The 17,074-nt window shown below is 76.4% G+C and carries 19 protein-coding genes and 1 pseudogene; 6 read left to right on the forward strand and 14 right to left on the reverse strand.

Annotated elements, in window-relative coordinates; translation table 11 throughout:
- A pseudogene (locus MY526_RS22240) lies at positions 1 to 332 on the forward strand (hypothetical protein); the annotation flags it as partial.
- Positions 329 to 2,920 (forward strand): LuxR C-terminal-related transcriptional regulator, encoded by a 2,592-nt coding sequence (locus MY526_RS22245; protein WP_436705103.1) that lies wholly within the window; start codon positions 329 to 331, stop codon positions 2,918 to 2,920. The pseudogene MY526_RS22240 and the gene MY526_RS22245, both read left to right, overlap by 4 nt.
- A gap of 22 nt (positions 2,921 to 2,942) precedes the next feature.
- Here MY526_RS22245 and MY526_RS22250 read toward each other — a convergent pair whose 3' ends face one another.
- On the reverse strand, positions 2,943 to 3,167 hold the full coding sequence (locus tag MY526_RS22250) for a hypothetical protein (RefSeq protein WP_436705104.1): 225 nt from the start codon (positions 3,165 to 3,167) through the stop codon (positions 2,943 to 2,945).
- Between the two features lie 125 nt (positions 3,168 to 3,292).
- Between MY526_RS22250 and MY526_RS22255 the strand changes: the two genes are divergently transcribed.
- The gene (locus MY526_RS22255; protein WP_436693442.1) at positions 3,293 to 3,931 is read left to right on the forward strand and encodes an MBL fold metallo-hydrolase; all 639 of its coding nucleotides are present in this window, start codon (positions 3,293 to 3,295) and stop codon (positions 3,929 to 3,931) included.
- Between the two features lie 18 nt (positions 3,932 to 3,949).
- Here the strand turns inward: MY526_RS22255 and MY526_RS22260 are convergent, their stop codons facing one another.
- The 3 genes from MY526_RS22260 to MY526_RS22270 form a co-directional block, all read right to left on the reverse strand.
- Positions 3,950 to 4,225: a GlsB/YeaQ/YmgE family stress response membrane protein gene (locus MY526_RS22260; RefSeq protein WP_436693444.1), complete on the reverse strand. Its 276-nt coding sequence runs from the start codon at positions 4,223 to 4,225 to the stop codon at positions 3,950 to 3,952.
- A 107-nt stretch (positions 4,226 to 4,332) separates the two neighbouring features.
- Positions 4,333 to 4,809, reverse strand: coding sequence for an SRPBCC family protein (locus MY526_RS22265; RefSeq protein WP_436705105.1), 477 nt, complete (start codon positions 4,807 to 4,809; stop codon positions 4,333 to 4,335).
- A 58-nt stretch (positions 4,810 to 4,867) separates the two neighbouring features.
- Positions 4,868 to 5,323: a MarR family winged helix-turn-helix transcriptional regulator gene (locus MY526_RS22270; RefSeq protein WP_436705106.1), complete on the reverse strand. Its 456-nt coding sequence runs from the start codon at positions 5,321 to 5,323 to the stop codon at positions 4,868 to 4,870.
- A gap of 148 nt (positions 5,324 to 5,471) precedes the next feature.
- On the opposite strand from MY526_RS22270, the gene MY526_RS22275 reads away from it, so the two are divergent.
- Entirely contained in the window at positions 5,472 to 6,587 is a 1,116-nt protein-coding gene (locus tag MY526_RS22275) for a phosphotransferase (RefSeq protein ID WP_436705107.1), read from the forward strand.
- An 18-nt stretch (positions 6,588 to 6,605) separates the two neighbouring features.
- On the opposite strand, the gene MY526_RS22280 is transcribed toward MY526_RS22275, so the two are convergent.
- Positions 6,606 to 7,346 (reverse strand): GntR family transcriptional regulator, encoded by a 741-nt coding sequence (locus MY526_RS22280; RefSeq protein ID WP_436705108.1) that lies wholly within the window; start codon positions 7,344 to 7,346, stop codon positions 6,606 to 6,608.
- 168 nt (positions 7,347 to 7,514) lie between these two features.
- On the opposite strand from MY526_RS22280, the gene MY526_RS22285 reads away from it, so the two are divergent.
- Complete coding sequence (locus MY526_RS22285) at positions 7,515 to 8,087, forward strand: TetR/AcrR family transcriptional regulator (RefSeq protein WP_436705109.1); 573 nt, start codon at positions 7,515 to 7,517, stop codon at positions 8,085 to 8,087.
- Between the two features lie 4 nt (positions 8,088 to 8,091).
- Here MY526_RS22285 and MY526_RS22290 read toward each other — a convergent pair whose 3' ends face one another.
- Both MY526_RS22290 and MY526_RS22295 read right to left on the reverse strand, forming a co-directional pair.
- Positions 8,092 to 9,318, reverse strand: a complete 1,227-nt coding sequence (locus tag MY526_RS22290) for a metallophosphoesterase (RefSeq protein ID WP_436705110.1) — start codon at positions 9,316 to 9,318, stop codon at positions 8,092 to 8,094.
- 4 nt (positions 9,319 to 9,322) lie between these two features.
- Positions 9,323 to 10,858: a CHAD domain-containing protein gene (locus tag MY526_RS22295; RefSeq protein ID WP_436693457.1), complete on the reverse strand. Its 1,536-nt coding sequence runs from the start codon at positions 10,856 to 10,858 to the stop codon at positions 9,323 to 9,325.
- Positions 10,859 to 10,986: 128 nt separating this feature from the next.
- Between MY526_RS22295 and MY526_RS22300 the strand changes: the two genes are divergently transcribed.
- Positions 10,987 to 11,982: a PRC and DUF2382 domain-containing protein gene (locus MY526_RS22300; protein ID WP_436705111.1), complete on the forward strand. Its 996-nt coding sequence runs from the start codon at positions 10,987 to 10,989 to the stop codon at positions 11,980 to 11,982.
- Between the two features lie 48 nt (positions 11,983 to 12,030).
- Here the strand turns inward: MY526_RS22300 and MY526_RS22305 are convergent, their stop codons facing one another.
- The 7 genes from MY526_RS22305 to MY526_RS22335 form a co-directional block, all read right to left on the reverse strand.
- Entirely contained in the window at positions 12,031 to 12,789 is a 759-nt protein-coding gene (locus MY526_RS22305; RefSeq protein WP_436693460.1) for a nitrilase-related carbon-nitrogen hydrolase, read from the reverse strand.
- Complete coding sequence (locus MY526_RS22310) at positions 12,786 to 13,976, reverse strand: pyridoxal phosphate-dependent aminotransferase (protein WP_436705112.1); 1,191 nt, start codon at positions 13,974 to 13,976, stop codon at positions 12,786 to 12,788. Before MY526_RS22310 ends, MY526_RS22305 begins: the two co-directional genes overlap by 4 nt.
- A 122-nt stretch (positions 13,977 to 14,098) precedes the next feature.
- Positions 14,099 to 14,314 carry an RNA-binding S4 domain-containing protein gene (locus MY526_RS22315; RefSeq protein ID WP_436693464.1) on the reverse strand — a complete coding sequence of 72 codons (216 nt, stop codon included), beginning with the start codon at positions 14,312 to 14,314 and terminating at the stop codon, positions 14,099 to 14,101.
- Positions 14,315 to 14,318: 4 nt separating this feature from the next.
- Positions 14,319 to 15,035, reverse strand: coding sequence for an MOSC domain-containing protein (locus tag MY526_RS22320; protein WP_436693466.1), 717 nt, complete (start codon positions 15,033 to 15,035; stop codon positions 14,319 to 14,321).
- On the reverse strand, positions 15,036 to 15,953 hold the full coding sequence (locus tag MY526_RS22325; protein WP_436705113.1) for an aldose 1-epimerase family protein: 918 nt from the start codon (positions 15,951 to 15,953) through the stop codon (positions 15,036 to 15,038). It abuts the gene before it with no gap.
- Positions 15,954 to 15,993: 40 nt separating this feature from the next.
- Positions 15,994 to 16,458 (reverse strand): GNAT family N-acetyltransferase, encoded by a 465-nt coding sequence (locus MY526_RS22330; protein ID WP_436693470.1) that lies wholly within the window; start codon positions 16,456 to 16,458, stop codon positions 15,994 to 15,996.
- Positions 16,455 to 17,048: a TetR/AcrR family transcriptional regulator gene (locus MY526_RS22335; protein ID WP_436693472.1), complete on the reverse strand. Its 594-nt coding sequence runs from the start codon at positions 17,046 to 17,048 to the stop codon at positions 16,455 to 16,457. The genes MY526_RS22330 and MY526_RS22335 overlap by 4 nt, the downstream gene beginning before the upstream one ends.
- Positions 17,049 to 17,074 lie beyond the last annotated feature (26 nt).

Below are 17,074 nucleotides of genomic sequence, written 5' to 3' on the forward strand. Positions count from 1 at the left end.
CGACCCGACTTCCCCGCGCGGCGGCGGGCGGCCGCGCCGCCGCACCCGTGGCCGGCACCGGCAGCCCGAGCTCGGGCACCACCCCGCCGGCGCAGAACCCGAGCGAGTCCCCGGCGCCGCCCCCGGTCCCGACCCCGACCGAGCCGCCGGCCGGTCCCCCGCCCGCCACCGGCACCCCGGCCACGGAGACCCCCGCCCAGGACCCGCCGCCCACCGCGACCCCGCCCAGCAACCCGCCGGTCCAGCAGCCCCCGGTCGAGACGCCCCCGGTCTCGCCCACCCCCGAGCCGACGCCGCCGCCCGCCGAGGTGCCCGTGTCGGAGGCGGCATGAGCGCCGGCCTCGCCCCCGCGGGCCCGCTCCTGGCCGGCTGCGGACCGGAGACCGTCTCCGAGCTCGCCACCGGGTCCGCGGCCGCGGTGACCGTGCAGGGCCCCGGTGGCACGGGGAAGACGCTGCTGCTGGGTGAGCTGGCCGCGGCCTACGAGCGGGCGGGCGTTCCCGTCCTCGACCCGGCCGGCACCTGCGCACCGCCGTCCGGCCCGTTCGTCGTCGTCGTCGACGACGCCCACCGGCTGGCCGAGGGGCCGGCGGCGCGGGTCCGCGAGCTGATGGGCGCGCCCGAGGCGCGGGTCGTGCTCGCGTTCCGCCCCTGGCCCCGACCGGCGCCGCTGGCCGGCCTCCTGCGCGGGCTCGGGGCCGACCGGCGCGCGGTGGTGCTCGGTCACGCCGACCGGGCCCTGGTCCGCGGCTGGACCCGGGAGCACCTGGGGGACGCCGTCCCCCCGGCGTTCGCCGACGCCGTGTCGACCGAGACCGGCGGGCTGCCCGCGCTGGTGCACGCGCTGCTCCGCGCGCTGGCCCGGCGGGGCGGCCCGGCCCGGCCGGCGCCGGGTCAGCCGGTGCGGCTGGTGGTCCCCGGGGAGGTCACCGACCGGGTGCGCGCCTCCCTCGCCGCGGTGGACGACGAGACGCGCGCGCTGCTGCACGCCGTCGCCGCCGGCGCCCCGCTGGACGACGAGGTGCTCGGCGGCCTGCTCGGGGTCGACGAGCTGCACGCGGCCGACCTCATCGGCGCGGGGCGGTCCACCGGCGTGCTGCTGCCCGACGGCTCCCTCGTGCCGATGGTGGCGCACGTGCTGCTGGGCACCACCCCGCCCGACGTCACCCGCCGCACCCGCCGGCAGCTGCTGGGCCTGCTCGTGGAGCGCGGCGAGGAGCCGGTGGACCTGGCACGCCGGCTGGCCGCGGAGGGGATCCGCGACCGGCGCGCCGCGGAGCTGCTGGAGCGGCACGGCGAGGCCGCGCTCTCGGTCGACCCGCGGCGGGCGGCCCAGCTGTTCGGCGAGGCGGTGTCGAGCGGCGCGCCTCCGGCCGGGCTGGCCGCGCGCCGGGCGCAGGCCGTCGCGCTGGCCGGCGACCTGGACGGCGCGCTGCACTGGGCCGACGCCGTCCTCACCGACGACACCGCCCCCGACCGCGCCCGCGCCGCCGGCGTGACCGCGGCCGTGCTGGCCCAGCGCGGGCTGCTCACGCAGGCGGCGCAGCTGTGCCGGATGGCGGGGCCGGAGCGGGCGGGGGCCGCGGCGCTGGCGCTGCTGGCCACCGGGGCGCCGGAGGAGGCCGGCGTGGTCCTCGCCTCGGGAGACGCGGCCGGCGGCGTCCCGACCGTGCTCTCGGTCAGCGAGCAGCTGGCCGCGCGCGGCGTCACCCAGTCCCTGCAGACCGGTGCCGACGCCGCCGACGACATCGCCGCGGCGCTGTCCACGCTCACCCGGGCCGCCGCGCTGCTGGAGCCGGTCGGCCGGACCGCGCTGCTGGTGGACTCCCCGGCGGCACTGGCCGCCCTCGTCGCGCTGCACTGCGGCGAGCTGCGGGTGGCCGAGTCGGTGCTGCAGCGGGCGGTGGACGCCGACCTCGGCGGCCCGCCCTGCCGGCCGCGGCACCGGCTGCTGCTGGCCTGGATCGCGATGCTGGCCGGGCGGATGTCGCGGGCGCGCGAGCTCATGGCGGCGGCGCAGGACTCGGCGCGCCCGGGCACGGCGCAGGAGGGGGACGGGGCGCTCGAGCCGCGGGACGAGGTGTTCCTGCAGGCGCTGGAGGTGGGCCTGGCCCGCCGCAGCAGCGACGTCCCGGCGCTCGTGCGGGCGTGGGTGCGGGCCCGAGAGGCGGTGGTCCGCTACCCGGTGGACCTGTTCACGCTGCTGCCACTGGGCGAGCTGGTGGTCGCCGCGGCACGGCTGGAGGACGGCGACCGGATGCGGCCGCACCTGGCCGAGGCGCAGGCCCTGCTGACGCGGCTGGGCGAGCCGCAGCTGTGGGCGACGTCGCTGCACTGGAGCGGCGCGCAGGCGGCGATCATCGCCGACGACCCCGCGGCACTGCGCCCGCACGCGGCGGCGCTGGTGGCGGCGGCGCGGACCAGTCCGTACGCGGCCACGCTGGCCCGGGCGGGGCGGTCGTGGACGCGGGTGCTGGCAGGTGACATCGACGCGGCCGCCGTGGTGACCGCGGCCGAGCAGCTGACCGCCGTCGGGCTGGGGTGGGACGGCTCCCGGCTGGCCGGGCAGGCCGCGGCGCGGACCACCGACCAGAAGGCGCGCGCCGTTCTGCTGGGCTGCGCGCGGTCACTCGCCGACAGCGCCGGCTGCGAGGCGGCCGCGGTGCCGGCTCCGGCCCCGCGTCCGGCCGAGGATCCCGGGCCCGTGCCCGCGGTCGCCACCGGCGTGCTCAGCGACCGGGAGCGGGAGGTGGCGCGGCTGGTGGTCGAGGGGCAGACCTACCGGGAGATCGGCGGCCGGCTCTACATCTCGGCGAAGACCGTCGAGCACCACGTCTCACGGATGCGGCAGCGCCTGGGCGCGAGCACCCGGTCGGACCTCCTGGCCCGCCTCCGCGCGGAGCTCGCCGACGGCGATTGAGACCCGAGCTCCGGGGCGTTCCTCAGCGGGTGAGGACGACGCAGGCGGGGCAGACGTCACGGGCCGGCGTCGGCCAGGGCTGGTCGGCGTCCACCCGGGCCAGGGATCCGCAGAGGGTCAGCTCGCAGGCGCCGTCGAGCTCGGCGGTGGGCCGGTGCAGCTCGACCGCGTGCCACAGGGCGGCGGTGGGTCCGTGGGCGCGGCTGCGGGCGGCGACGACGGTGGCGGCGAGGGTCGGGGTGCGCATGCCCAGGAGGTCGGCACCCGGGCGCCCGCGGGCAACGGCGCGGACGGGGCGTCTCCCCCGGAGGGGTGAGGCCGGCCACCCGACCGGGCTCAGCGCGCCTCGGGAAGTCACGGCAGGATGCGGACATGGAGCTGACGAAGCACGGTCACGCCTGCGTCGTCCTCAGCGAGGACGGCCGCCGGGTGGTCATCGACCCCGGGGCCTTCACCGATCCGGCGGCCCTCGACGGAGCCAGCGCCGTCCTGGTCACGCACGAGCACGTCGACCACTTCGCCCCCGACGCCCTGCGTGCGGCGATGGACGCCGATCCGGCGCTGGAGGTCTGGACCAACGGGTCCGTGGCGGGTCAGCTGGAGGGGCTGGGGAACCGGGTGCACGTCGTCGGGGACGGCGACGCGGTCACGGTGGCCGGCTTCGAGGTGACCGTGCACGGAGAGCTGCACGCGGTCATCCACCCCGACATCCCGCGGATCCCCAACGTCGGGTTCCTGGTCGGCGGGCACGTGTTCCACCCGGGCGACGCGCTCACCGTGCCGGACGAGCCGGTGGCCACGCTGTTGCTGCCGGTGCACGCGCCCTGGTCGAAGGTGTCGGAGGTCATCGACTACGTGCGGGCGGTGGACGCCGACCAGGCCTTCGCGGTGCACGACGGGCTGCTCAACGACACCGGACTGGGCGTCGTCGGCGGGATGCTGGGCGAGCGGGGGCCGGGGACGCCGACCCCGTACAGCCGGCTGGCCCCGGGGGACTCGGTCGAGCTCTGAGTCCCCCGGGCACCCGGGTCAGCGGACGGCGCGGTGGCTGCGCCCCGACATCCCTGCGTAGAGGCCGACCAGGATGACGGCGGCCACCACGGCGAGGATGAAGCCGAGGATGTTCAGCTCGAAGATGTCACCGGTGCCGAGCAGGCTGGCGATGAAGCCGCCGATCAGCGCGCCGATGACGCCGAGCACCATCGTGGCGAGGATGCTCATCTGCTGCTTGCCCGGCTTGATGAGGCGGGCGAGCGCCCCGATGATCAGGCCGACCACGATGAGTCCCAGGATGTCCCAGACCATGGCGTTCTCCCTTGCACTGGCGGGTGCGCCCCTACGACGCCCCCGATCGACGAGGGATTACCCCAAGATCACCGGCCAACACCTGAGGTCACCGGTTCGGGTGAGGGTCAGCCCTCGGGGAGATGCTCGACGTGCTGTGGGAGCTTGTCCAGCTCCCCGTCCACGGTGCGCTGCACCATCTGCAGCACGCTGCGCCGCAGGAGCCGCTGGACCAGCCGGCCGCCGGTGCGCGCCTCGTGCTTGACGGCGATCGTCACCCGGGTGGCACCCGCCCCGGCGTCGTCGAGCTCGATGCGCGTCGTCCACGTCTCCGGGGTGAGCTCGAGCCGGGTGGTGACCCGGCGGCGCGGCTCCCACTCGACGATCTCCCCCTGCGGCGCACCGGCCTTCGGTTCCTCGCCGTCGGCCAGCCGGCCGGGCACGCAGACGAAGCGGGTGCCCGGTCCGAGCGCGCCGGCGCCGTCGACGACGTAGGAGACGTCGCAGACCGCGCAGTAGGGGGCGAGGACGGCCAGCGCCTTCCACACCCGGCCCCGGTCGTAGGGCACCTCGCGGGTGCCGCTGGCGGTGACCGGCTGCGGCATCGGACCTCCGGGGACGTGGATCGGGGCGAGGGGTGCGGTCCCGGTCGCCGGTCCGACGTTAGTCGGCGGAGGGCCGCGGCCCGCCGGAGGCGAGGTCGGTGAGGACGGCCCGGGCCGCGGCCCAGCGCTCGGCGCCCACCTGGCCGGCCCACTCCTGCTCGACGCCGGCCAGCCGGGCCCGCACCGCGGCGTTCGCCTCCCGGCCGAGCGGGCTGAGCCGGACCAGGCGCGCGCGGCGGTCCGACGGGTCGGGCACGACCTCGACGTAGCCGCCGGCCTCCAGCGGCGCCAGCGCCTGGGCCAGCGCCTGCTTGGTGAGCCCGCTGTCCTCGGTGAGCCGGCTGACCCGCTCACCGTCGGCCGGGAGCAGCGCGAGCAGCCGGTAGTGCCGCGACCGCAGGCCGGGGAAGCGGGCGTCGCTGAGCGCGTACAGCTCGTCTCGCACCCGCTTCATGGCCAGCTCGAACAGCGACATGATGATCGGTTCGGGGCGCCCGTTGACAGCAGTGGACAAGCTGCTTCACCATCTCCCCATCAGACAAGGTGCTTGACCATCTTCGCACGAGGTCCGCCATGACGTCCCTCCCCGCCGTGTACCGCTGGTCCCTCCTCCTGCCGCGTCCGCGGCACCCCCACCGTCCGGCCGCACCCCGCCCGGTCCGGTGACCGGCCTGCCCGGTGGCCTGGCCACCGACGCCCTGCGCGACGACCTCCGCCGGTGGACCGGCCGCCCGGCCCTGACCGTCGACGCGGTGGACTGCGCGCCGCTCCCCCACCGCATCTCCGCGCCCACCACCCGCGCGCTCACCCGTGTCCGGGTCACCGCCTCCGACGGCACCGGGACGCAGGAGCTGCGGCTGGTCGCCAAGGAGCTCCAGGCCGCGCGCCACGGGCTCCCCCCGGAGATGCCGGACGACGTCCGCGCCCACCTCGACGCGGTCATCCCGTGGCGGCTGGAGGCCGACGTCCTCACCTCCGGCGTCGACGCGCTGATGCCGCCGGGACTGCGGACGCCGGACGTGGTCGCGCTGCACGAGCAGGACGGCGACCGGATCACCCTGTGGATGGCCGACGCGGACCCGGTCGGCACCCCGTGGACGCCCGCCGACACCGTCCGGGCCGCGACCGGGCTGGGCCGGCTGGCCGCGCGGCGGATCGGCACCACCACCGCGCCGATCCCGGGCGGGGACTTCCTCACCGGCTACCGCGACGAGCAGCTGGGCGCCTGGGCGGTCCCCTGGCTGCTGGACGACGCGACCTGGGCGCACCCGCTGTTCCGGCTGCCCGAGGTCGCGGTCCTGCGGGAGGAGGTGTGCGGCCTGGCGCGCCGGGTGGCCGACGTCCACGCCCGGCTGGCGCCGCTGCCCCTGCTGCCCGCCCACGGCGACCCCACGCCGATGAACCTGCTGCGCCCGCGGTCCCGGCCCGGCGAGTTCGTGCTCATCGACTGGGGGATGACCGGCCCGGCGCCGGCCGGCTTCGACCTGCTGCCGCTGCTGTTCGGCCGCGCCGAGTCGGGGACCGGGCCGGCCGACGAGGTGCCCGCGCTGCTCGAGGCGGCCGTCCCCGCCTACGCCGAGGGCCTGGCCGCCGAGGGCGTGGAGCTGCCGGTGGGCGAGCTGGCGGCCGGCGTCCTGACCGCGGCGCTGCTGCGCTACCCGTGCACCACCATGCCGCTGTCGCTGATGACGGAGCCGGTCACCGACGGGGCCATGGCCCGGGCGCGGGAGCGCGCCGCGTTCGTCCGGATGGTCCTGGACCTCGAGCACACGGCCTGACGCGGGCGCCGACGGCTCTCAGCGGCCGCCGACGGAGACCTCGAACTCGACCTGGCTGACGTCGGGACGCAAGCGGGAGAAGCTGTGCACCTGCGGCCGGCCGTCGCTGTCGCGCACCGTCGTCCGGACGACGAGCAGCGGCGAGCCGGCGATCACCCCGAGGACGTCGGCCTCGTCGGGCGCCGCGGTGCCGACGTCGACCACGATCCGGGCGTGCGCCAGGTCGGCGTCGTACTCCCGCCGCAGGAAGTCGTAGAGCGACCCCTGGCTGAAGTCCTCCTCCGCGGCGCGCGGATAGGCCGTCGCGGCCAGGAAGCTGTGCGCGACGTGGTTGGGCGTGCCGTCGACGCTGCGCAGCCGGACCAGCTCGACGACGTCGGTCGCCGGCTCCAGCCCGAGCTCGGCGGCGACGGGGACCTGCACGGGGACGATCCGCTGGGTGAGCACCGTGGTGCCGACCTGGGCGCCCTGCTCCGTCATGACCGAGTTGAACCCCGCGATGCGGTGCACGAAGCTCTCGCGGTACTCGTGCCGGATGGCCGGGCGGGTCACGTAGGTGCCGCGCCCCTGCTCGCGCACCAGGTGCCCGTCGGCCACCAGCCCGTCGACGGCGCGGCGCAGGGTGATCCGGCTGACCCCGTACTCGGCGCACAGCACCGGCTCGGGCGGCAACAGGGTGTGCTCCGGGAGCGCGGACACCCGGCGGCGCAGGTGCTCCCGGACCGACAGGTACTTCGGCCCCGACACGGCGCTCGTCACGGCTCCGAAGGTACTGGAGAGCTAGACGTCTGGTCATCTGAGACGTCTGCCTCACCCGTCCGGGCGGGTCGGTCGCGGTGCCCTCCTCCGTTCCCGAACAGTTGAGAGCGAAAGCACACCTGGATGACCTGCACGGACGCCCCGCGCACCGGAGGATGGGAACCTGTGATGTCGCCGCCCCCGGACCACCGCGCCCGCAAACGCGCGGAGACGCACCGGCGCATCTACCGCGCCGCGATGGACCTGTTCCACGAGCACGGCTACGACGCCGTCACCGTCGGCCAGATCGTGGCCGCCTCGCAGGTCTCGGTGCCGACCTTCTACGACCACTTCCCCAGCAAGGAACACGTCGTCCTGCCGATGCCGGACCCCCGCGACATCGAGAAGATCCTGCTCGCCCAGGGTGAGGGCCTGACGATCGCCGAGCGGATGCGCAGCGGGATCATCAACTGGCTGTCGACCTTCCAGGGCACCGCCCGCGACGAGCTGCTCGAGCGCTGGCGGATCGTCGTCGACACGCCCGGGCTGCGCACGCGAGCCGCCACGTTCGAGCGGGCCACCGCCGAGATCGTCCTGGGCCTCGTCACGCACGACGACCGCCCCGGCGTCGTCCCCGACATCGTGGTCACGGCCAGCCTGTCGGCCTACACCCAGATCCTCGTGCGGTGGGCCGAGGCCGACGGCCGCCGGCCGCTGGAGGAGGTCGCCGAGGAGGTCCTGGCCGCCCTGCACGAGCTCTGAGCGCTCACGGCGCGCGCAGCTCGATGACGGCGACCTCGGGCCGGGCGCCGATCCGCATCGGCGGGCCCCAGAACCCGGCCCCGGTGCTCACGTAGAGCTGGGTGTCGCCGAACCGGGACAACCCCTCCACGGCCGGCTGGTCGAGCCGGATCGCGTAGTCGAAGGGCCACAGCTGCCCGCCGTGCGTGTGACCGGAGACCTGCAGCTGCACGCCGGCGGCGCTGGCCTGGTCCACCATCCAGGGCTGGTGCGCCAGGAGCACCACGGGGACGGCGTCGTCCCGCCCGTCCAGCGCGGCGTCGAGGTCGGCCCCGTGGCCGGGCAGGCCGGAGCGCGCCGCCGTCCGGTCGTCGATGCCGGCCAGGTCGAACGAGGCGCCGCCGCGGACGATCGGCACCCGCTCGTTGCGCAGCACCTGGATCCCCAGCGTCGGCAGGTGCCGCAGCCAGGCGGTCGTGTCGACGAAGTACTCGTGGTTGCCGGTGACGAAGAAGACGCCCTGCTCGCTGACCAGGTCGGCCAGCGGGGCCGCCTCCTCGCGCAGGGCGGCCACCTCGCCGTCGACCAGGTCCCCCACGATCGCCACGACGTCCGGGCGCTGGGCGTTCACGGCCTCCACCAGACGCTCGAAGCGGCGGCCGCCGTGCATCGAGGACAGGTGGCCGTCGGTGAAGGTGACGATCCGCAGCCCGTCGAGCGCCGGGGCCAGGCCGGGCAGGGTGACCGGCACCCGGCGGACGACGGGGCCCGAGTTGGCCAGGTACGCCCCGGTGCCGGCGGTCCCGAGCGCGACGACGCCCGCGGTGAGCGCCAGCGATCGGGCCACGAAGATCCGGCGGGACGGGTCGGGGACCGCGCGGTCCTCCCGGGCGGCTGCCGACCCCGCGTCGGGCGCCGCCGCGTCGTCCAGGCGGGCCGTCCTCGGACGCCCGAACCGCGCCGCCCACCGGACCGGCTCCAGCACCAGCAGGGCGAGGAAGGCGTAGAAGGCCACCCCCAGCCAGGTGAAGCCGACCCAGCCCACCACCGTGGTGACGGGGGAGTCCTCGCGCCGGAGCACGACCGCCGCGGCCGGCAGGAGGGTGAGGACGACGGTGAGCAGGGTCAGCCACCGGCGCGCCCGTCCGGGGCGGGTGGTGCTGCGGACCAGCCGCCACCACAGGTAGCCGTGCAGGATGAGCATGGCCAGCAGGACGACGGTGGCGAAGCCCAGCAGGCCGATGAGGGACACCCGGTCAGGCCCGGACGGCCGCTCGGACCGCGCGCGCCACGGACGGTTCCAGCGCCCAGAACGCCGCCTCGGCCCGCTCGGCGCGGGCCTCCTCCAGCCCGTGCAGCCGGCCGTAGGTCCAGGCGTTCTCCCCGGCGGCGAACGCGGCGCCCCCCACGCGGACGGCGTACCCGCGGGTGACGACGGTGTCCTGGGCGTCCCCCAGCGCGTCCTGCACCGACTTCATGCAGTCGACCAGCTCCTCGGCCGGGCCGCCCAGCACGTCGGCGGCCACCTCGGCGGTGTAGCGCACCCGCTTGCCGGCCTTGCGCACCTCGTGCAGCGCGGTGTGCCGCTCCTCCCCCTCGCGCTCCTGCGCCGCCGCGATCCCCCGCCGCAGTCGCTTGCCACTGCGGCGGATCGCGTCGGCCAGCACCGGGGCGGCCCGCTCTCCCGCGAGGTCGGTCAGCGGCGGGTCGGCCAGCAGCGCGTCGAGCCCGTCGAGCAGCCGCAGGTAGCGCTGGTCGGTGAGCGCGCGGAGCACCCTCCGCGCGCCGTCGGCGGAGTCCTTCAGCGCGGTCTGCTGCAGCCGGGCGGCGACCGGGCCGAGCACCATTTCGACCGGCTGGGCGGCGACCACCTCGCGCAGGTGCGCCAGCGCCACCTCGCTGTCCCGCGCTGCGGACAGCTCGGCACCCACCCACCGCAGCTCCTCCCGCAGCGGGTCGGTCGCCTCGCGGGCCAGGACCGGGCGGAACGCGGCGAAGATGCTGCGCAGCCGGCGGCAGGCGACCCGCAGGTCGTGCACCCCCTCGGGCTGCTCGGTGCGGACGGCGACGTCGGCCTCCCGCAGCGCGGCGAGCCGGCCGGCCACGGCCGCGAGGACGACGTCCCCCGCCGCCCGCGTCTTCTCGCCGTTGGTCTCCGGCGGCTGCTCCTGCTGCCCGCGCCGGCCCTCCAGCACCCGCCCGACCTTCGACGGGGAGTCCGACACCCGGGCGCCGGCCGCCACGAGCCGCTCGGTGACCGCGTCGAGCAGCGTCTCGTCGCCGTGGACCAGCTCCACCTCGACCTCCCGCCAGCTGGTCACCGTCGCCGGCTCGCCGGGGGCGGCCGGCAGTGCCGTCCCGAGGACGGTGTCGTCGGCGACCTCGGCCAGCACCGCGCCGCCGTCCGCCATCAGCCGGCGCACCAGGCGGCGGGTGCGGAGGGTGGCCACCGGCTCGGGGCTCGCCGTGCCCAGCAGGCCCAGGACGGGGGCCAGGACCACCTCCGGGACGGTGCCGGACGCCCGGCCGGGCGGGTGGTGCAGCTCGCGGCGGGAACCCGCGGCGGCGGGCAGCTTGACGTGCCAGCCGGCGTCCTCGCCCCCGGTGCGGCGGCGCAGGGTCACCCGGGACCGCAGCAGCCGGAGGTCGGGGGTGTCGAAGTAGGTGGCCTCGAGCGTGTGCTCCTCCGGCTCCCCCACCGCGGCGACGCCGTCCACACCCCCGAGGTCGGGCAGGACGAAGGAGTCGTCGGCCTCGAGCTTCCGCTCGACCTCCAGGTGCTCCGTGGTCACGACCGGTCACGGTATGCCAGGTCGACGCTGGTCAGCACGCCGTCGACGCTGCCCGATGTTCGCCGGGCGCCCGAGCTGGGCACGCTGCCCGGAGGAGCCCGTGCGGGCCCCACGAGGGGAGCCGACCCATGTTGAGCGAGCGTGAGCTGTCCGCGGCCATCGGCAGCGCGGCCTACGGGCCCGACGGCGAGAAGATCGGCACGGTCGAGCACTTCTTCACCGACGACCTCACCGGCGCGCCCACCTGGGTCGCGGTCTCCACAGGTCTGTTCGGCACCCGGCACTCCGTCGTCCCCGCCGGGGAGGCGACGTTCAGCGACGGGGTGGTGCAGCTGCCGGTGACCAAGGACGCCGTCAAGAGCGCGCCGTCGGTCTCCGACGAGCACCTCGACCCGGACGCCGAGCAGCTGCTGCGCCGCCACTACGGGCTCGGCGGGCAGACCGGCACCGACGGAGCCGGGAGCGGGGGTGCCGACGCCGGCGTGGCGTCGAGCGAGCCCGGCCCGGCGTCGAGCGAGCCCGGCACGGGCTCGAGCGGGCCCGCTCGTGCCGGCGTCGCCCCGGCCGGAGCCGCTCCGGCCGGCGCCGCCGACGCGACCACCGCGACCGTGCCCCCGGGCGGGCGCGCCGGGGACACCGTGAGCGTCGACGAGGCCGCCCTCGCCACCGGCGCCGCACCCACCGCCGCGGCACCGGCGACCGACGGGGCGATGACCCGCAGCGAGGAGCAGCTCCGCGTGGGCACCGAGCGGGTCGCCACCACCCGCGCCCGGCTGGTGAAGTACGTGGTGACCGAGGAGGTCACGATCACCGTGCCGATCCGGCGGGAGGAGATCCGGGTCGAGGAGGTGCCCGTCGACGCCCCGCACACGGCCGGCGAGTCGCTGGTCGACACCCCGGCGGCGGGCGGCGCCGCGCCTGTGCCGGGCGGTGACACCGCTGCGCCGGGCGGCGCCGGCCTGCCCGAGGAGATCGTGCTGCACGCCGAGCGGCCGGTGGTGTCGGTCGAGGTGGTGCCGGTGGAGCGGGTGCGGCTGCGCACCGAGGTCGTGCAGGGGCAGGAGCAGATCAGCGACCAGGTGCAGCGCGAGCAGATCGTCGTCGACCAGGACCGCACCCGCTGACCCCTGATGGAGTGGGTCCGTCGGTGTGACGCCCACGCACCCACTCCGTCAGCGGCGATCGGGGAGGAAGCGCAGCTGGTCGCGGGTGGCGGCGACCTCCGCGGCGTCGACGTCGGCCAGCACGATCGTCTCCACCCCGGCCGCCGTCGCCAGGTACTCGCCCATCGGGCTGATGACCGCGCTGTCACCGGCGTGCTCGGTGCCGTCGCCGGCCGCACCCACCCGGTTGCAGCCCACGACGTAGGCCTGGTTCTCGATCGCGCGGGCGCGCAGCAGCGTCTGCCAGTGGTGCCGGCGGCGGGCCGGCCAGTTCGCCGTCACCAGGTAGACGTCGGTGTCCAGGGCGGCGGACCAGAAGACGTCGGCGAAGCGCAGGTCGTAGCAGATGAACGGGGTGACACGCAGGCCACCGATCTCCACGGTCAGCGGCTTCTCCCCGGCGCGGAACCGCTCGTCCTCGCCGCCGTGGGTGAACGGGTGCAGCTTCCGGTAGCGGTGCACCGTGCCGTCGGGCCCGGCGAGGACCAGCGAGTTGTAGGGCAACTCGCCGTCCGGCGCGACCTCCGGGCAGCTGCCGGCCACCCACACGCCGTGCCCGGCCGCCTGCTCCTGCAGGAACCGTGACGACGGCCCGCCCTCCGGCTCACCGATGCCCGGCGTCATGGTGAAGCCGGTCGAGAACGTCTCGCTGAGCAGCACGAACTCCGCGCCCGCGCCGACCGCCCGAGCCACCTGCGGGGCCAGCCGTTCGAAGTTCGCCGTCCGGTCCTCCCAGACGATGTCGTGCTGCACCGCCGCGATCCTCACGACCCCATCCTCCTCAGCCGCTCGACGGCCTCGCCGAGCACGTCGTCGCCCTTGCAGAACGCGAACCGCACGAGGTGCCGCCCGAGGTGGGCGTGCGCCGGGTCGTAGAACACCCCGGTGGGGATGCCGACGACGCCGGCGCGCTCGGGCAGGGACCGGCAGAACGCCGTCCCGTCGCCGTCGGGCTGCACCGACCGGACGTCGACCGTCGCGAAGTACGTCGCCTCCGGGCTGACCACCGGCAGCCCCGCCTCGGCCAGCCCCCGCACCAGGACGTCGCGGCGGTACTCCAGGTCACGGGCGATCCCGGCGAAGTACTCGTCGGGCAGCCGCAGCCCGGCCGCGATCGCCGGCTGGAACGGCCCGGCGTTGACGTAGGTGAGGAACTGCTTGGCCGTGCGGACGGCGGACACCAGCGGCGCCGGGCCGCAGATCCAGCCGACCTTCCAGCCGGTGACGTTGAACGTCTTCCCGGCGCTGCTGACGACGAGCGTGCGCTCCCGCATCCCCGGCACGGTGGCCAGCGAGGTGTGCCGGGCCCCTGAGAAGACGAGGTGCTCGTACACCTCGTCGGTGAGCACCAGCAGCTCGTGCTCCATGGCCAGCGCCGCCAGCGAGCCGAGCTCGGCGCGGCTGAACACCTTGCCGGTCGGGTTGTGCGGGGTGTTGAGCAGCAGCATCCGCGCCCGCGGGGTGACCGCCGCGCGCAGCTCGGCGACGTCGAAGGTCCACGGGCCGGAGCCGGAGGCCGGGGGGCGCAGCGGCACCGGCCGGGCGACGCCGCCGGCCATGGCGATGCCGGCGGCGTAGCAGTCGTACATCGGCTCGAAGAGCACGACCTCGTCGCCGGGCTCGAGCAGCGCCAGCAGAGCGGCCGACAGCGCCTCGGTGGCGCCGGCCGTCACCAGCACCTCGTCGGCGGGGTCGTAGGCGTGCCCGCCGAAGCGCCGCACGTGCTCGGCGATCGCCGCCCGCAGCTCCGGGATGCCGGGGCCGGGCGGGTACTGGTCGTGCGGGGTGCCGATCGCCGCGCGGGCCACCTCGAGCACCTCCGGCGGGCCGGGGTAGTCGGGGAAGCCCTGGCCCAGGTTGATCGCGCCGGTGGCGACGGCGAGCGCGCTCATCTCGGCGAAGATCGTCGTCCCGAAGCCCTGCAGGCGGGCCGACAGGTACGGCGCGCGGGTCATGCCCCCAGCCTGGCAGACGCCGTTCCACGTGGAAGGCGATCAGCCGACCATGCCATCGGTCGGCTTCCGCGCCCCGGTCCGCTCCTCGCTCGCTGGCGCTCGCTGCGATGCTCCCGGGGCTGTCAGCCGACGGTGACGTCCTCTCCGCCCTCGATCGACACGACGTCGCCCCGGCGGACCTGCCGGCCGCGCCGCTCCTCGGGCTCGCCGTTGACCCGCACCGCGCCGGTGAGCAGCACGTCCTTCACCTGGGCGCCGGTCGGGACGGCGTCGACCAGCTTGAGCAGCTGGCCGAGCCGGATGGAGTCCTCACCGGGGCGGAGCTGGACGGTGCGCACCGGCTCAGTCTGCAGCCAGGGAGAGCTCGTCCCCCACCGACACGGTGCCCGGCCGCGCGACGAGGGCACCGACGGCCAGGAAGCCGTCCCGCTCGCGGTGGATCGTCTTCAGCACGCCGGTGTCCCGGCCGATCCCGCCGGGCTGCGGCCGGGTGACCATGACGCAGCGCGGCACCGCGACCCCGACGTCCAGCAGCACGCCCCCCACGACGACCCGGTGCCCGACCAGGTCCTGCTCGCCGGCCCCGTCGAGGACGACGTTGGCGCGGAACCGCCGCCGGTCCCAGCTGCCGAGCGAGCCGGTGGTGAGCAGGGTGACCCGGGCCGACGCGCTGTCGTGGAACGCCCCGCCGCCGGCGCCCTGCCACTGTCGCCACCGGCCGGTCGTCTCCTCGTCGTCCTCCGGGCTCTCGTAGGACGGCGGCACCGGACCGGCCCGCCGCAGCTGCACCGGCCGGCCGACCCAGGCCGAGAGGACGGCGTCGTCGGCGGTGACCGTCCCGTCCGGCAGCACCACCTCCACCTCCCCGTCGGCGCGCAGCCGGGCCGCCCCGAACAGCAGGTCGGGGACCCGCCGGGCGGTCAGCCCCAGCCCGGTGGCCTCGTCGAACAGCGCCCACTGCCGGTCGCCGGGCAGGCCCTGCGCGCCGACGTCGGCGGTGTCCAGCCGCTCGCCCTGCAACGACTTGACCGGGTAGCGCCACAGCTCGGTGACCCGCACTCAGACCTCCCGGGTCCAGGCCAGCGTCCAGGTGCCCGACCAGACGTCCCCCGGCTCCAGGACGACGACGTCCACCCCGTCGGCCAGGGCGTTCGGCGGGCAGCTCATCGGCTCGACGGCGACGCTGCGGCGCCGCTGGCCCTCGGGGAGCGTGTCGCCGGTGTAGACCTGCAGCCACGGCCAGGACCGGTCCACCGCGAGCTCCAGCTCCCCGGCCGGGCCACGCAGCCGGGTCCGGGCCCAGCCGTCGGCGTCGCGGGCGAGGTCGGTGAGCGGGTGGTTGAGCGCGCGGTCGCCGATCCGCCCGACGGCGCCGTCGAACGCCGTCCGGCCGCCGGTGGGCAGGTTGTCCTCGGTGTCGAGGACGGTGCGGGCCGGGACGGAGAGCTCGGCGTCCGCGATGTCACCCTCGGCCGTGGAGCCGACCGCCAGGTACGGGTGGACGCCGACCCCGAGCGGCGCGGCGTCGGCCCCGGCGTTGCGCACCCGCACGGTGACCGTGAGCCGATCGGGGGTCAGCGCGTAGTCGACCGCCGCGGCCAGCCGGAACGGGTACCCGGGTCGCGCCTCCACGGAGGCGCCGACGGTGACGGCGTCGTCCCGCTGCTCGAGGACGGCGAACGGCTGCCAGGAGAGCAGCCCGTGCGAGGCGGTGGGGGACGACGGCGAGGCGACGTCCAGCTGCAGCGTGCGGCCGCGCCAGCTCCACCGGCCGTCGCGGATCCGGTTGGGCCAGGGGAGCAGCAGGCCACCGCGCCGGCCGGCCGGGACGGTGCCGGACGGATAGCCGTCGAGCACCTCCCAGTCGCCGACGGTGAGGGCCCGCAGCCCGCCGCCGCGGAGGTCCACGGCCAGCCGCGCGTCCCCCGCCGCCACCTGGACCTCGGTCGGCTCGGTGGCCGGCCACGCACCGCTCATGGCCCCACCCCACCACACGCACGCGGCGGGCCGCAGCGGGTCAGGCGGGGGCGAGCAGCCGCTCGTAGAACAGCGAGCCGGCGGCCTCGGGGGCGTCGACGTAGCCGCCGAAGGGCCCGATCGGCCGGTATCCCGCGCCCTCGTACAGCGCGATCGCCTCCGGCTGCCGCGGCCCGGTCTCCAGGCGCAGCGTCGTCCACCCGCGCTCCAGCGCAGCCGCCTCCAACCCGGCCAGCACCGCCTTCGACAGCCCCCGCCCCCGGGCGGAGGGGACGACGAACATCCGCTTGACCTCCGCGACGCCGCCGTCGAGAGCCCGGAGCGCGCCGCAGGCCAGCGCGGTGCCGGCAGGGTCGCGGGCGACCAGGACGACGCTCACGTCCGCAGCCGACGGCGGCGTCCCCGGCTCGCCCGCGCCGTCGTAGCGGGCCCGCAGCTCGACCTGCTGCGCCGCGGTGAGCCGCTGGACGTCGGGGTGGTCCCAGGCGACCGGCTCGACCCTCACAGGCTGATCCCGTGCAGCAGGAGCGCGGCGAGCTCGCGGTACGCGGCGGCGTCGTCCAGCCCCGTGGCCCGCGCGGTGTCGCCGCGGCCGATCCGGAACATCAGCGTCGAGACGGTGTCGGCCACCAGCGCGGGGTGGACCTCGCGGAACCGGCCCCGGGTCACGCCCTCGTCGATGAGCTCGCGCACGCGCTCGGCGGCCATGGCGGTGTTGCGCTCGTAGACCGCCCGGCCCGGCGGGAAGGAGTCCAGGTCGCGGTAGAACGCCGGGCCGGCCGGGGCGAGGGCCCGCGCCACCGCGGTGAGGTAGGCGGTGACCCGCAGCGCGGGGTCCTGCTCGGTCGCCGTCCGCGCCTCCACGGCGGCGGTGGCCTTGCGGAAGAAGTGCCGGATCACCCGGGAGGCGAGCTGCTCCTTGCTGCCGGCCAGCGCGTACAGCGTGCTCTTGGAGCAGTGCAGCCGGACGGCGAGGTCCTCGAGCGTGAACCGCGCGAAGCCCTCGGTGAGGAACAGCTGCTCCAGCTGGTCGAGCAGCTCGGCCTGCCGGCGGGTGAGCCGGTCGGCCGTCGCGCCCGTGGTCGTTACCGGCACGGCACCTCCCGGGTCATCATGGCCCT

The organism is Geodermatophilus sp. CPCC 205761 (genome assembly GCF_051383655.1).
Lineage (GTDB): Bacteria > Actinomycetota > Actinomycetes > Mycobacteriales > Geodermatophilaceae > Geodermatophilus.